This window comes from Rhizobium croatiense (assembly GCF_019793465.1).
GTDB classification, from domain to species: Bacteria; Pseudomonadota; Alphaproteobacteria; order Rhizobiales; family Rhizobiaceae; genus Rhizobium; species Rhizobium croatiense.
Genome location: NZ_JAILYJ010000002.1, coordinates 98,730 through 112,918, shown reverse-complemented (window position 1 = coordinate 112,918; position 14,189 = coordinate 98,730). Strand labels below are relative to the sequence as shown.

Genomic DNA, 14,189 nt, shown 5'->3' with positions numbered 1-14,189 from the left:
GACCATGGATTCTTTCTTTTCGACCTATGTCTTGCCGGCGATCATCATGATCGGGCAGTCGCTGCTGCTTCTGGTCTGCCTGCTCGTCTTCATTGCTTACGTACTGCTTGCCGACCGAAAGATCTGGGCGGCCGTGCAGCTGCGTCGCGGCCCGAACGTCGTCGGTCCCTTCGGCCTGTTCCAGTCCTTCGCCGACCTTCTGAAATTCGTCTTCAAGGAGCCGATCATTCCGGCCGGCGCCAACAAGGCGGTGTTTCTGCTTGCTCCGCTGGTGACCGTGCTTCTGGCGCTGTCCACCTGGGCGGTGGTGCCGCTCGCAGACGGATGGGTGATCGCCAACATCAATGTCGGCATTCTCTACATCTTCGCGATCTCGTCGCTCGAGGTCTACGGCATCATCATGGGCGGCTGGGCTTCGAACTCGAAGTATCCGTTCCTCGGCGCGCTGCGCTCGGCGGCGCAGATGGTGTCCTACGAAGTCTCGATCGGCTTCGTCATCGTCACCGTGCTTCTCTGCGTCGGTTCGCTGAACCTGACCGATATCGTCAATGCGCAGCATACCGGCCTCGGCACCATGCTCGGCCTGCCCGCGTCGTTCCTCGACTGGCACTGGCTGTCGCTGTTCCCGATGTTCATCATCTTCTTCATTTCGGCGCTGGCCGAGACGAACCGTCCGCCCTTTGACCTTCCGGAAGCTGAATCGGAACTGGTCGCCGGCTTCATGGTCGAATACGGCTCTTCGCCATACATGATGTTCATGCTCGGCGAATATGCGGCCGTCTGCCTGATGTGCGCGCTGACGACGATCCTCTTCCTCGGCGGCTGGCTGCCTCCGGTTGATATCTGGATCCTCAACTGGGTTCCCGGCATCATCTGGTTCACCCTGAAGGCTTGCCTGGTGTTCTTCATGTTCGCGATGGTCAAGGCCTTCGTTCCGCGCTACCGCTACGACCAGCTCATGCGCCTCGGCTGGAAGGTTTTCCTGCCGCTGTCGCTCGCCATGGTCATCATCGTTGCATTCGTGCTGAAACTGACGGGATGGGCTTGATGACGCCCGCTCTCGTTTCCGGCAAAATTGGAGGTTGAAGATGGGAAGCTTGTCCAGCTCCATCAACTCGCTGTTCCTCAAGGAATTCTTCGGCGCGTTCTTTCTGTCGATGCGCTATTTCTTCCGCCAGAAGGCGACGATCAACTATCCCTTCGAAAAGGGTCCGGTGTCCCCGCGTTTCCGCGGCGAACATGCGCTGCGCCGTTATCCGAACGGCGAAGAGCGCTGCATCGCCTGCAAGCTCTGCGAGGCGATCTGTCCTGCCCAGGCCATCACCATCGAGGCGGGTCCGCGCCGCAACGACGGCACGCGCCGCACCGTGCGCTACGACATCGACATGGTGAAGTGCATCTATTGCGGCTTCTGCCAGGAAGCCTGCCCGGTTGACGCGATCGTCGAGGGTCCGAATTTCGAATTTGCGACGGAAACCCGCGAAGAGCTCTATTTCGACAAGGCGCGCCTTCTCGATAACGGCGACCGGTGGGAGCGCGAAATCGCCCGCAATATCGCGATCGATTCGCCGTACCGCTGATTGGGTTTGAAATGCCGCGATGGAGCTCTGCTGCTCCTCTAGCGGTCAATATGCACAGGAGCTTTGCCGGTCAGCCGCGCAAAGCTCTATCGGGCAGAAAAACTCCCGGCTGCCCGGGGGAAGATGAAAAAGGCACCAACATGGGTCTGCAGGCTCTATTTTTCTATCTTTTCGCCTTTGTCGCGGTGGCGTCGGCGTTCATGGTCATCTGGGCGAAGAACCCGGTTCACTCGGTTCTGTTCCTGATCCTGGTGTTCTTCAACGCGGCCGGCCTCTTCCTGCTGCTCGGTGCCGAATTCCTGGCGATGATCCTGCTGGTCGTCTATGTCGGCGCCGTCGCCGTGCTCTTCCTCTTCGTGGTGATGATGCTCGACATCGACTTCACCGAATTGAGGGCAGGGGTTCTCGAATATGCGCCGATCGGCGGGCTGATCGGGATCATTCTCGCAGCCGAGCTGATCGTCGTCATCGGCGGCAGCGTCATCTCGCCCGAGATCGCCAAATCAGTCGCCATGCCGATCCCGGCGCTGACGGAGCGCACCAATACGGCCGCCCTCGGCGACGTGCTCTATACCAATTACGTCTACTTCTTCCAGATCGCCGGTCTGGTGCTGCTGGTCGCCATGATCGGCGCCATCGTCCTGACGCTCCGGCACCGCACCAACATCAAGCGGCAGAATATCCCCAGGCAGGTTGCCCGCACGCCCGCCACCGCCATCGAGGTGGTTTCGGTCAAGCCCGGGCAAGGCGTCTAAAGGCAGGTCAAGGAACAAAGAACATGGTCATCGGTCTTTCCCACTACCTGACGGTCAGCGCCATCCTCTTCACGCTCGGCGTCTTCGGCATCTTCCTGAACCGGAAGAACGTCATCGTCATCCTGATGTCGGTCGAACTGATCCTGCTTTCCGTCAACATCAACATGGTCGCCTTCTCCCACTTCCTGAACGACATCGTCGGACAGGTCTTTGCGCTGTTCATCCTGACGGTGGCGGCTGCCGAGGCGGCGATCGGTCTTGCAATTCTCGTTGTCTTCTACCGCAACCGCGGCTCGATCGCGGTCGAAGACGTCAATATGATGAAGGGCTGAGTGGCTCATGTTCCTCTATAAGGCTATCGTCTTTCTTCCCTTGATCGGTGCGATCGTCGCCGGCCTGTTCGGCCGCGCCATCGGCGCCAAGGCTTCGGAATATGTCACCAGCGGCCTGATGATCATCGCCGCCATCCTCTCCTGGGTCGTCTTCTTCAGCGTCGGCATGGGCCACGCCGAAGGCGGTCCGATCAAGGTCGAGGTGCTGCGCTGGATTCAGTCCGGCGGCATCGATGCCTCCTGGTCGCTGCGCGTGGATACGCTGACCTCCGTCATGCTGATCGTCGTCAACACGGTCTCGACGCTGGTTCACGTCTATTCGATCGGCTACATGCATACCGATCCGCATCGCCCGCGCTTCTTCGCCTATCTCTCGCTCTTCACCTTCGCCATGCTGATGCTGGTGACGGCCGACAACCTGGCGCAGATGTTCTTCGGCTGGGAAGGCGTCGGTCTCGCCTCCTATCTGCTGATCGGCTTCTGGTTCAAGAAGCCGTCGGCGACGGCCGCGGCGATGAAGGCCTTCATCGTCAACCGCGTCGGCGACTTCGGTTTCGTGCTCGGTATTGCCGGTGTCTTCGTGCTGTTCGGCTCGATCAACTTCGATACGATCTTCGCCAATGCCTCGAACTTTGCACCGCATGAAGGCGGCGGCGAGGCGAGCGAAGTGATCCTCAACCTTTTCGGCATGCAGCTCGACAAGGCGCATGCACTGACCGGCATCTGCCTGCTGCTCTTCATGGGCGCCATGGGCAAGTCGGCGCAGTTCCTGCTCCACACCTGGCTGCCGGATGCCATGGAAGGCCCGACCCCGGTCTCGGCCCTCATCCATGCCGCCACCATGGTCACCGCCGGCGTCTTCCTTGTCGCCCGCATGTCGCCGCTCTTCGAACTGTCGCACGATGCGCTCGTCGTCGTCACCGTGATTGGTGCGATCACCGCCTTCTTCGCGGCCACCGTCGGCCTCGTGCAGAACGACATCAAGCGTGTCATCGCCTATTCCACCTGCTCGCAGCTTGGCTACATGTTCGTGGCGCTCGGGGTAGGGGCCTATGGCGCGGCGATCTTCCATCTGTTCACGCATGCCTTCTTCAAGGCACTGCTCTTCCTCTGCGCCGGCTCGGTCATCCACGCCGTCGATGGCGAGCAGGACATGCGCTACATGGGTGGCCTGCGGCCGCACATCAAGGTGACCTTCTGGCTGATGATCATCGGCACACTGGCGATTACCGGCGTCGGCATTCCCTTCACGCCGATCGGCTTTGCCGGCTTTTTCTCCAAGGATGTGATCATCGAGGCGACCTATGCTTCGCACTCGCCGGTCGCAGGCTTTGCCTTCTCGATGCTGGTCATCGCCGCACTCTTCACGAGCTTCTATTCCTGGCGGCTGATCTTCATGACCTTCTTCGGCAAGCCGCGCGCTTCGCACGAGGTCATGCACCACGTTCACGAATCGCCGCAGGTCATGCTGGTGCCGCTCTATCTGCTGGCGATCGGCGCGGTGCTGGCGGGTGTGCTCTTCGAAGGCCGGTTCTACGGTGAGGAGTATGCCGAGTTCTGGAAGGGTGCGCTTTTCACCGGCGCCGAGAACGAACTCGTCGAAGAGTTCCACCACGTGCCGGCGCTCGTGGCTCTGAGCCCCTTCATCGCCATGGTGCTCGGCTTCGTCACCGCCTGGTACATGTATATCCGCTCGCCGCAGACGCCGCGCGTCCTCGCCAAGCAGCACCGGGTGCTCTACCAGTTCCTCTTGAACAAGTGGTATTTCGACGAACTCTACGACTTCCTCTTCGTCCGCACCGCCAGAGCGCTTGGCCGCTTCCTGTGGAAGAAGGGTGACGTCGGCGTCATTGACACCTACGGCCCGAACGGCGTGGCCGCCCGCGTCGTCGCCGTCACCGACCGCGTCGTCCGCCTGCAGACCGGTTACCTCTATCACTACGCCTTCGCCATGCTGATCGGCATTGCGGCGCTCGTTACCTGGATGATGCTCGGGAGTTCCTTCTGATGACCGATTGGCCTATTCTTTCAACGGTCACCTTCCTGCCGCTCGTCGGCGTGGTGCTCCTGTTGCTGATGAACGGCGAGAGCCAAGCCGGCCGCAAGAACGTGCTGTGGATCTCGCTGATCACCACCGTCTTCACCTTCGTCGTTTCCCTCGTCATCTGGGTCGGCTTCGACAACGCCAATCCGGGCTTCCAGATGCTCGAAAAGCATGACTGGCTCGGCACCGGCATCGGTTACCATGTCGGCGTCGACGGCATCTCGATGCTGTTCGTCATCCTGTCGACCTTCCTCATGCCCTTCTGCGTGCTGGCGAGCTGGCTCTCGATCGAGAAGCGCCTGAAAGAATACATGATCGCCTTCCTCATCTTGGAAACGATGATGGTCGGCGTCTTCGTCTCGCTCGATATCGTGCTCTTCTACGTCTTCTTCGAGGCGGGCCTCATTCCGATGTTCCTGATCATCGGCGTCTGGGGCGGCAAGGACCGCGTCTATGCGAGCTATAAGTTCTTCCTCTATACGCTGCTCGGCTCGGTACTGATGCTGCTCGCCATCATGGCGATGTACTGGCAGGCCGGAACGACCGATATCACCGCGCTGCTCGCCTACAAGTTCCCGCCGGCGCTGCAGACCTGGCTATGGCTTGCCTTCTTCGCCTCCTTCGCGGTGAAAATGCCGATGTGGCCGGTCCATACCTGGCTTCCGGATGCTCACGTTCAGGCGCCGACGGCAGGCTCGGTGATCCTGGCCGGCGTCCTGCTGAAGCTCGGCGGCTACGGTCTCATCCGCTTCTCCCTCGGCATGTTCCCGGTGGCGTCCGATTACTTCGCGCCGCTCGTCTTCGCCCTGTCCGTCATCGCCATCATCTACACCTCGCTGGTGGCGATGATGCAGGACGACATCAAGAAGCTGATCGCCTATTCCTCGGTAGCGCACATGGGCTACGTGACCATGGGCATCTTCGCCGCCAACATGCAGGGCGTTCAGGGTTCGATCTTCCAGATGCTGTCGCACGGTATCGTCTCGGGCGCGCTCTTCCTCTGCGTCGGCGTCGTCTACGACCGCACCCATACCCGCGAGATCAACGCCTATGGGGGTCTCGTCAACAACATGCCGAAATATGCCGTCGCAATGATGGTCTTCACCATGGCCAATGTCGGGCTTCCCGGCACCTCCGGCTTCGTCGGCGAGTTCCTGACGCTGATCGGCGTCTTCCGGGTCAACACCTGGGTCGCGCTCTTTGCCGCCACCGGCGTCATTCTCTCGGCCGCCTATGCGCTCTGGCTCTATCGCCGGGTGATCTTCGGTGCGCTGGAGAAGGAAAAGCTGAAGGCGCTGCTCGACCTTTCGCCCCGCGAACAGCTGATCCTCTACCCGCTGGTCGCACTGACCATCCTCTTCGGCGTTTACCCGGCTCCGGTCTTCGATGCCACGGCCGCCTCGGTGGATCTGCTGGTCAACAACTACACGGCCGCCGTGCACGCAGCGCAGAATGTTGCGCTGTCTATGAATTGATGACGGGACTTATCGGACATGACCGCTGAAACAATCCTCCTCAGTCTGCATCTTTCCGCGCCGGAGCTGATCCTCGCGGTCGGCGCCCTGGTCCTGTTGATGGTCGGCGTCTTCTCGGGCGAGCGGTCGGGCCTCGTCGTCACCGGCCTCGCCATCGTGCTGCTGCTGGCCTCCGGCCTGTGGCTGCTCTTCGTGCCGGCCGAAGGCCTTGCCTATGGCGGCGTCTACATGGCCGACGGTTTCTCCCGCTTCATGAAGCTGGTGGCGCTCATCGGCTCGCTGGTCGCCCTGTTCATGACGATGGGCCACGCCCGCGAAAACCAGCTCGACAAGTTCGAGTTCCCGGTTCTCCTGGTGCTGGCGACCCTCGGCATCCTGCTGATGATCTCGGCCAACGACCTGATTTCGCTCTATCTGGCGCTGGAGCTGCAGTCGCTGGCGCTCTATGTCGTCGCCGCGATCAACCGCGACAGCCTGAAGTCGACCGAAGCCGGCCTGAAATATTTCGTCCTCGGCGCGCTTTCCTCCGGCATGCTGCTCTACGGCATGTCGCTGGTCTATGGTTTTACCGGCCACACCCACTTTTCCGAGATCGCCCAGGCGCTGTCCGTCGAGGGCGCGCGTTCGCTCGGCCTCGTCTTCGGCCTGGTCTTCATCCTCGCCGGCATTGCCTTCAAGATTTCGGCCGTTCCCTTTCACATGTGGACGCCAGACGTCTACGAAGGCGCGCCGACGCCGGTCACCGCCTTCCTGGCCGCAGCCCCCAAGGTTGCCGCCATGGCGATGATGACCCGCATCGTCATCACCGCCTTCCAGCCGGTTCTGGCGGACTGGCAGCAGGTCGTCGTCTTCATCTCGATCGCCTCGATGCTGCTCGGCTCGTTTGCCGCGATCGGCCAGAAGAACATCAAGCGGCTGATGGCCTATTCCTCGATCGGCCACATGGGCTATGCGCTGGTCGGGCTTGCCGCCGGCAACCAGACCGGTGTTTCCGGCGTCATGCTCTACATGGTCATCTATATGGTCATGACGCTCGGCAGCTTTGCGATCATCATGTCGATGCGCCGCAAGGACGGCACCGTCGTCGAAGACGTCAATGATCTCGCCGGCCTTTCCGCGACCAACCCGTTCATGGCCGTGGTGCTGACAGCGCTGATGTTCTCGCTCGCCGGCATTCCGCCGCTCGCCGGCTTCTTCGCCAAGTATTTCGTCTTCGTTGCGGCGATCGAAGCCAAGCTTTATGCGCTTGCCATCATCGGTGTTCTCGCCTCGGTCGTCGGCGCCTATTATTATCTGCGCGTCATCAAGCTGATGTGGTTCGATGAGGCGACCGGCGAATTCGCCCGGGTCTCCGGCGCCCTGCGGCTGGTCTTCGGTCTTTCCGGTCTCTTCGTCACCGCCTATGTGCTCATCGGCGGGCCGATCGGCGGTGCGGCAGAGCTTGCCGCCGCGACGCTCTTCTAATGGTTTCCGACAGGCGGCGCCGGATATCGCTCGGCGATTTCAGGCACGAGGCGCTGTCGGAAACATCGTCCACCAACAGCGAATGCCTCGCCCGGGCGCGGGCGGGCGATCCCGGAAATCTCTGGGTGACGGCCGAGCGTCAGACCGGCGGCCGCGGCCGCCGCGGCCGCCTCTGGGTGTCCGAACGCGGTAATCTCTACGCTTCCCTTCTATTGATCGACCCGGCGCCGATGGAGCGCCTCGGCTCGCTGCCGCTGGCGGTTGCCGTCGCCGTCCACCAGGCGATCCGCCAGGTGCTGCCGCCAGGTGCCGAACCGCTCGAGGTCAAATGGCCGAACGATATTCTCATCGGCCGGAAAAAGACCTGCGGCATCCTCGTCGAGGGTGAGCAGTTGCCGGACTGCCGCTACGCGCTGATCGTCGGCATTGGCATCAATGTCTCGGTCATGCCTGATAACCCGCTCTATCCCGTCACCTGTCTGCGTCAGCATGCAAGCGCGGCTTCGCCGGAAGAGCTCTTCGCGCATCTCTTCGCGGCGATGGCGGATGTGCTCGATATATGGGACCAGGGCCGCGGCATTGCCGAGATCACTGCGCGCTGGCGCACTATTGCCTGTGGCATTGGTGAAAAGATCACGGTCAATTTACCGGACCGGTCGATTTCCGGACAATTCGCCGGGATTGATGATAATGGCTTGTTGATGCTCGATACCGGCGCTGGCAGGATCATACCCATTGCCGCCGGTGATGTGTTTTTTAGATAGCGGAAAAAACGAAAATTATGGCGAAACAGGACGAGTTGGTATTCCTGCCTCTGGGCGGCGTTGGCGAGATCGGCATGAATCTCGCTCTCTATGGCTACGGCCCGCCCGAGCATCGCCAGTGGATCATGGTCGATTGCGGCGTCACCTTTCCCGGCCCGGATCTGCCGGGCGTCGACCTCGTCCTGCCCGACATCCGCTTCCTCGCCAGCGAACGCAAAAACCTCAAGGCGATCATCATCACCCATGCCCATGAAGATCATTATGGCGCACTCGCCGATCTCTGGCCCGGGCTCAACGTGCCGGTCTATGCCTCGGGCTTTACCGCGGGTCTGCTCGAAGCCAAGCGCAATTTCGAGAAGGCGAGGATCGGCGAGGTGCCGGTGACGCCGTTCAAGGCCGGCGACACGATCAATGTCGGCCCGTTCAGCATCGAAGGTGTGGCCGTCAATCACTCGATCCCCGAGCCGATGTCGCTGATGATCCGCACGCCTGCCGGCAATGTCATCCACACCGGCGACTGGAAGATCGACCACGAGCCCTCGCTCGGGCCGCTGACCGATGAGACGCGTTTCCGCCAGCTCGGCGACGAAGGCGTGTTGGCGCTGATGTGCGATTCCACCAATGCCTTGCGTGACGGTGTTTCGCCCTCCGAGAAGGATGTGTCAGAAAGCCTGCGCAAGATCATCGAGGATGCCGAAGGCCGGGTGGCGATCACCACCTTCTCATCGAATGTCGGGCGCATTCGCACCGTTGCCGAAGCTGCCGAGGCGGCGGGCCGTGAAGTGCTGCTGCTCGGCAGCTCGCTGAAGCGGGTCGTCGACGTCGCCCAGGATATCGGCCTGATGGAAGGCGTGAAGCCCTTCATCTCCGAGGAAGAATACGGCTACATCCCCCGCGACAAGGTCGTCGTCATCCTGACCGGCAGCCAGGGCGAGGCGCGGGCAGCGCTTGCCAAGCTTTCCCGCGACGAAATGCGCAATGTGGCCTTTGCGGCAGGCGATATCGTCGTCTTTTCCTCTCGCGCCATTCCCGGTAACGAGAAGGCGATCCAGGACATCAAGAACGGCCTCGTCGAGCAGGGCGTGCACATCATCACCGATACTGAAGCCCTGGTCCACGTTTCCGGCCATCCGCGCCGCAACGAGCTGCAGCGGATGTACGAGTGGACTCGGCCGAAGGTCGTTGTGCCGGTGCATGGCGAGGCGACGCATCTGACGGCGCACAAGGAGCTTGCCGAGCAATCCGGCATCGCGATCGTCCCGCGGGTGCGCAACGGCGATATCCTGCGGCTGGCGCCAGGTCCGGTCGAGGTGATCGGCGAAGCGCCGCACGGCCGCATCTACAAGGACGGCATGCTGATCGGCGATTTCGACGAGATGGGGATCGGCGAGCGCAAGAAGCTCTCCTATGTCGGCCATGTCGCGGTCAGCGTCGTGCTCGACGCCCGTTATGATATTGTCGGCGATCCCGATCTCGTCTCGATCGGCCTGCCTGTTTATGATGACGAGGGCGACGAGATGGAGGATACGCTCTTCGACGCGGCGATCAGCGCCATCGAAAGCATTCCGCGCGCCCGCCGCAAGGATATCGACATGCTGCAGGAGGCCGTGCGCCGCGCCATCCGCGCCGCTGCGAACCAGAGCTGGGGCAAGAAGCCCGTCGTTACCGCCTTCGTCACCAAGGTCTGATCATGCTCGGCCGGGTGAACCATATTGCCATCGCCGTCCCCGACCTGACGGCGGCGGCCGCCGCCTATCGCGACACCCTGGGCGCTGCCGTGTCGCAGCCACAGGCGCTACCGGAACATGGCGTCACCGTCGTCTTCGTCGAATTGCCGAACACCAAGGTTGAACTGCTTGAGCCGCTTGGGGAGGCCTCGCCGATCGCGGCCTTCCTCGACAAGAATCCGTCCGGCGGCATGCACCACATCTGCTACGAGGTGGACGATATTATCCTCGCCCGCGACCGGCTGATCGAGGCGGGGGCGCGGGTACTGGGCGACGGCCAGCCGAAGACCGGCGCGCATGGCAAGCCGGTGCTCTTTCTGCACCCCAAGGATTTCTTCGGCACGCTGATCGAGCTTGAACAGGCCTGAACCAATTTTATGTGAAGCGCTTGCGCTGCGGCAGAGTGACCCGAAGGCGGCAAAATGCTTCGTTCGCTTTGAATTGGCCGCCATTTCGCCGTATAAAGACGCCCAATTGAAAGTGAGAGGACGCCTTCGCCACATGGCGGCGCGACATCACCGGGAACCATAATGCTTCAGATCTTCCTTCAGGGATTTGCCGTCTACTTCATCATTTGGTGGATGACGCTTTTTGCCGTCCTGCCGATCGGCCTGCGCACCCAGGCGGAAGACGATGATATCGTGCTCGGCACCGTTCCCAGCGCGCCCACCCGCTTTCGCGCCGGCTTCGTCTTTTCGCTGACGACGCTGATTTCGGCTCTGATCTATGGCCTCTGGTATGTCTGCGACACTTATTTCGGCTGGGGCTTCGACGCCCTTCCACAACTAGGGCCTAGCTTCTATTGAAGTAGCTTTTGCTCAAAGTTTGGGCAGATGTAAAATTCACAAACAAACGGTTCGTCATATCGGCGTCATGCTGTTGCGGCAAAGAGCTCGCCTAACGGAATGAGGCGCATTTCCTTACGGAAGGCGATCTCGTTTCTGGTCGGGATGGGAAGGCGAAAAGCCAAAAAAAAACAAGGCTAAAAGCCTTGTTTTAAGTATCGCGTGATCTGTAACCGTTGCCGGGGCTGCGACGAGCGCGCCTAAGATCTGATCCTCCCAAGACTTGACCGCGAATTCGGCAAGAATTTAGCTTCCTGCCTGTTTTGTGAGCTAAAGCTAGCTCAAACATTGGGCTTTGTCATTAGGTTTTTTTGCATTTTTGCTACACTCTAGCAAAATATTTCTGTTGACAAGATTTTCGTTCAAGTCCTTATAAACACGCGCTTTTTCACGCCCTTTCATTTTGCGGGCGTGAACATGCGTATCCGGGAGGCGGCCGACGGCAGTTGCGGGTTTCCTTCCCGCCGCGAAGCGGCTATGAACGCTCCCACATTACCAATGTACCGTCGATTCCGTTCTCTGCGGGATCTCAACTGCTCCGGAATCCGCCATGCGTCTGTCCCGCTATTTCATGCCCATCCTCAAGGAAAACCCCAAGGAGGCGGAAATCGTCTCCCACCGGTTGATGCTGCGCGCCGGCATGATCCGCCAGCAGTCGCAGGGCATCTATTCCTGGCTGCCGCTCGGCAAACGCGTTCTCGACAAGGTCAACGCCATTATCCGCGAGGAGCAGAACCGTGCCGGCGCCATCGAGCTTTCGATGCCGACCCTCCAGTCGGCCGAACTCTGGCAGGAAAGCGGCCGCTACGACGCCTACGGCAAGGAGATGCTGCGCATCAAGGACCGTCAGGAGCGGCCGATGCTCTACGGTCCGACCAACGAGGAGATGGTGACGGATATCTTCCGTTCCTCCGTCAAATCCTACAAGGACCTACCGCTCAATCTCTATCACATCCAGCTGAAGTTCCGCGACGAGATCCGTCCGCGCTTCGGCACCATGCGCTCGCGCGAATTCATGATGAAGGATGCCTATTCCTTCGATCTGACGCGCGAAGGGGCGGAGCATTCCTATAACAAGATGTTTGCTGCCTATCTGAGAACCTTCGATCGGCTCGGCCTGCGCGCCATTCCGATGCGTGCCGACACCGGCCCGATCGGCGGCAATCTCAGCCATGAATTCATCATCCTCGCCGATACCGGCGAATCCGAGGTCTTCTGCCACAAGGACTTCGTCGGCTTCGATATTCCTGGTGAGAGCACCGATTTCGACAGCGTCGAGGGTTTGAAGGCGATCTTCGACAAGTGGACCTCGCTCTATGCGGCGACCTCGGAAATGCACGACGAGGCGGCTTTCAACGCCGTCCCGGAAGGCGAGCGTCTTTCGGCGCGCGGCATCGAGGTCGGTCACATCTTCTATTTCGGCACGAAATATTCCGAGCCGATGGGCGCGAAGGTGCAGGGGCCTGATGGCAAGGAACACTTTGTTCACATGGGTTCCTACGGTATCGGCCCGACGCGCCTTGTTCCCGCCATCATCGAAGCATCGCATGACGACAACGGAATCATCTGGCCGGCTTCGGTCGCGCCCTTCGATATCGTGGTGATTAACATGAAGGCGGGCGATCAGGCCTGCGACGATACTTGCGAGCTGATCTACGCCGCGCTCACCAAGGCCGGCAAGGATGTGCTCTACGACGATACCGACGACCGGGCCGGCACGAAATTCGCAACCGCCGACCTGATCGGCGTACCCGTCCAGATCATCGCCGGCCCGCGCGCGGTCGCCAACGGCGAGGTCGAAGTGAAGGACCGCAAGACCGGCGCTCGCGAAACGAGGACGATCGAAGCGGCGATCAACAGGTTCGTGGCTTAAAGAAACGGAGGCGAAATGGCAGAGGCAGCAGTGGACCGGAGTTCAACATCCGGCTTGGGTCCGGCTGGCAAGCCATTTTCCACCTTCGAACGCCTCGTGGCCTGGCGCTATCTGCGCGCCCGGCGCAAGGAAGCGTTTATCTCGGTCATCGCCGGCTTCTCCTTCGTCGGCATCATGCTCGGCGTCGCGACGCTGATCATCGTCATGGCCGTCATGAACGGCTTCCGCACCGAGCTCGTCTCGCGCATCCTCGGCATCAACGGCCACATGATCGTCCAGCCGGTCGATGGTCCCTTCACCGATTATCCCGACCTTGCCAGCAGGCTTGCCGCCGTGCCCGGTGTCAAGATGGCGCTGCCTCTGGTGGAAGGTCAGGTGCTGGCTTCCGCCCAGGCCGGCGGCAGCACCGGCGCCCTGGTGCGCGGCGCCCGCGCCGAAGACCTGACCAAGCTCAAGACGATTTCCGACAACATCAAATCCGGCGACATGGTGGGCTATGCCTCCGGCGAGGGCGTGCTGATCGGCACCCGCATGGCCGACCAGCTGGGTCTGCGCGTCGGCGACCTCATCACGCTGACCTCGCCGGAAGGTGACGTCACGCCGATGGGCGTCAACCCGCGCGTCAAATCCTACAAGATCTCCGGGCTGTTCGAGATCGGCATGTCGGAATATGATTCCTCGATCATCTTCATGCCGCTCGAGGAAGCGCAGCTCTATTTCAATGCGGCGGGGCTGGTGCAGTCGATCGAGCTCTTCGTCGATCATCCCGATGATATCGATGCTCTGCGGTCGAAGGTGGAGGAAGCGGCCGGCCGCCAGATCAACCTTACCGACTGGCGCCAACGCAATCAGACCTTCTTCTCGGCGCTGCAGGTCGAGCGCAACGTCATGTTCATGATCCTGACGCTGATCGTGCTTGTCGCGGCGCTGAACATCATCTCCGGCCTCATCATGCTGGTGAAGGATAAGGGCAGCGATATCGCCATTCTGCGGACGATGGGTGCCAGCGCCGGCGCCATCATGCGCATCTTCTTCATGACCGGGGCGGCGATCGGCATCGTCGGCACCATCGCCGGCGTGCTGCTCGGCGTCCTCGTCTGCGTCAACATCGAATCCATCCGCCAGTTCTTCTCCTGGATCTCAGGCACCGTGATCTTCAATCCGCAGGTCTATTTCCTCAGCCAGCTGCCGGCCGAGATGGATCTCAGCGAAACGATTTCGGTGGTGGTCATGGCGCTCAGCCTCTCCTTCATCGCCACCATCTTCCCGGCATGGCGCGCCTCCAGGCTCGATCCGGTGCAGGCCCTGCGCTACGAATAAGGAATGCCGC

General features: G+C 60.9%; 13 protein-coding genes. All 13 read left to right on the top strand.

Going from position 1 to position 14,189, the window contains the following annotated elements:
- Window positions 1-4 precede the first annotated feature (4 nt).
- The 13 genes from nuoH (at window position 5) to K6M89_RS03205 (ending at window position 14,179) form a co-directional block, all read left to right on the top strand.
- Entirely contained in the window at window positions 5-1,048 is a 1,044-nt protein-coding gene (nuoH, locus tag K6M89_RS03265) for an NADH-quinone oxidoreductase subunit NuoH (protein ID WP_222138415.1), read from the top strand.
- A gap of 40 nt (window positions 1,049-1,088) precedes the next feature.
- Window positions 1,089-1,580 (top strand): NADH-quinone oxidoreductase subunit NuoI, encoded by a 492-nt coding sequence (nuoI, locus tag K6M89_RS03260; protein WP_003573902.1) that lies wholly within the window; start codon window positions 1,089-1,091, stop codon window positions 1,578-1,580.
- Window positions 1,581-1,720: 140 nt separating this feature from the next.
- Window positions 1,721-2,335, top strand: a complete 615-nt coding sequence (locus K6M89_RS03255; protein WP_222138414.1) for an NADH-quinone oxidoreductase subunit J — start codon at window positions 1,721-1,723, stop codon at window positions 2,333-2,335.
- Between the two features lie 23 nt (window positions 2,336-2,358).
- Window positions 2,359-2,667 (top strand): NADH-quinone oxidoreductase subunit NuoK, encoded by a 309-nt coding sequence (gene nuoK / locus K6M89_RS03250; RefSeq protein WP_012483438.1) that lies wholly within the window; start codon window positions 2,359-2,361, stop codon window positions 2,665-2,667.
- Window positions 2,668-2,674: 7 nt separating this feature from the next.
- Window positions 2,675-4,675 (top strand): NADH-quinone oxidoreductase subunit L, encoded by a 2,001-nt coding sequence (gene nuoL / locus K6M89_RS03245; RefSeq protein ID WP_097581593.1) that lies wholly within the window; start codon window positions 2,675-2,677, stop codon window positions 4,673-4,675.
- On the top strand, window positions 4,675-6,186 hold the full coding sequence (locus tag K6M89_RS03240) for an NADH-quinone oxidoreductase subunit M (protein ID WP_097581592.1): 1,512 nt from the start codon (window positions 4,675-4,677) through the stop codon (window positions 6,184-6,186). Before nuoL ends, K6M89_RS03240 begins: the two co-directional genes overlap by 1 nt.
- Before the next feature lie 18 nt (window positions 6,187-6,204).
- On the top strand, window positions 6,205-7,650 hold the full coding sequence (gene nuoN / locus K6M89_RS03235) for an NADH-quinone oxidoreductase subunit NuoN (RefSeq protein ID WP_097606482.1): 1,446 nt from the start codon (window positions 6,205-6,207) through the stop codon (window positions 7,648-7,650).
- On the top strand, window positions 7,650-8,414 hold the full coding sequence (locus K6M89_RS03230; RefSeq protein WP_222138413.1) for a biotin--[acetyl-CoA-carboxylase] ligase: 765 nt from the start codon (window positions 7,650-7,652) through the stop codon (window positions 8,412-8,414). Before nuoN ends, K6M89_RS03230 begins: the two co-directional genes overlap by 1 nt.
- Window positions 8,415-8,431: 17 nt before the next feature.
- A complete protein-coding gene (locus tag K6M89_RS03225) occupies window positions 8,432-10,102 on the top strand; it encodes a ribonuclease J (RefSeq protein ID WP_097581587.1) in 1,671 nt (556 codons plus the stop codon).
- A 2-nt stretch (window positions 10,103-10,104) separates the two neighbouring features.
- The gene (mce, locus tag K6M89_RS03220) at window positions 10,105-10,509 is read left to right on the top strand and encodes a methylmalonyl-CoA epimerase (protein WP_097581586.1); all 405 of its coding nucleotides are present in this window, start codon (window positions 10,105-10,107) and stop codon (window positions 10,507-10,509) included.
- A gap of 162 nt (window positions 10,510-10,671) precedes the next feature.
- The gene (locus tag K6M89_RS03215) at window positions 10,672-10,947 is read left to right on the top strand and encodes a DUF1467 family protein (protein ID WP_004668399.1); all 276 of its coding nucleotides are present in this window, start codon (window positions 10,672-10,674) and stop codon (window positions 10,945-10,947) included.
- A 589-nt stretch (window positions 10,948-11,536) separates the two neighbouring features.
- On the top strand, window positions 11,537-12,859 hold the full coding sequence (gene proS, locus K6M89_RS03210) for a proline--tRNA ligase (RefSeq protein ID WP_222138412.1): 1,323 nt from the start codon (window positions 11,537-11,539) through the stop codon (window positions 12,857-12,859).
- 15 nt (window positions 12,860-12,874) lie between these two features.
- A complete protein-coding gene (locus K6M89_RS03205) occupies window positions 12,875-14,179 on the top strand; it encodes a lipoprotein-releasing ABC transporter permease subunit (protein ID WP_222138411.1) in 1,305 nt (434 codons plus the stop codon).
- The last annotated feature ends 10 nt before the right edge of the window (window positions 14,180-14,189 follow it).

Bases quoted from the DNA above. Each gene is read 5' to 3' on its own strand.
- nuoH (WP_222138415.1), top strand. From the start codon at position 5: ATGGATTCTTTCTTTTCGACCTATGTCTTGCCGGCGATCATCATGATC.
- nuoI (WP_003573902.1), top strand. From the start codon at position 1,089: ATGGGAAGCTTGTCCAGCTCCATCAACTCGCTGTTCCTCAAGGAATTC.
- K6M89_RS03255 (WP_222138414.1), top strand. From the start codon at position 1,721: ATGGGTCTGCAGGCTCTATTTTTCTATCTTTTCGCCTTTGTCGCGGTG.
- nuoK (WP_012483438.1), top strand. From the start codon at position 2,359: ATGGTCATCGGTCTTTCCCACTACCTGACGGTCAGCGCCATCCTCTTC.
- nuoL (WP_097581593.1), top strand. From the start codon at position 2,675: ATGTTCCTCTATAAGGCTATCGTCTTTCTTCCCTTGATCGGTGCGATC.
- K6M89_RS03240 (WP_097581592.1), top strand. From the start codon at position 4,675: ATGACCGATTGGCCTATTCTTTCAACGGTCACCTTCCTGCCGCTCGTC.
- nuoN (WP_097606482.1), top strand. From the start codon at position 6,205: ATGACCGCTGAAACAATCCTCCTCAGTCTGCATCTTTCCGCGCCGGAG.
- K6M89_RS03230 (WP_222138413.1), top strand. From the start codon at position 7,650: ATGGTTTCCGACAGGCGGCGCCGGATATCGCTCGGCGATTTCAGGCAC.
- K6M89_RS03225 (WP_097581587.1), top strand. From the start codon at position 8,432: ATGGCGAAACAGGACGAGTTGGTATTCCTGCCTCTGGGCGGCGTTGGC.
- mce (WP_097581586.1), top strand. From the start codon at position 10,105: ATGCTCGGCCGGGTGAACCATATTGCCATCGCCGTCCCCGACCTGACG.
- K6M89_RS03215 (WP_004668399.1), top strand. From the start codon at position 10,672: ATGCTTCAGATCTTCCTTCAGGGATTTGCCGTCTACTTCATCATTTGG.
- proS (WP_222138412.1), top strand. From the start codon at position 11,537: ATGCGTCTGTCCCGCTATTTCATGCCCATCCTCAAGGAAAACCCCAAG.
- K6M89_RS03205 (WP_222138411.1), top strand. From the start codon at position 12,875: ATGGCAGAGGCAGCAGTGGACCGGAGTTCAACATCCGGCTTGGGTCCG.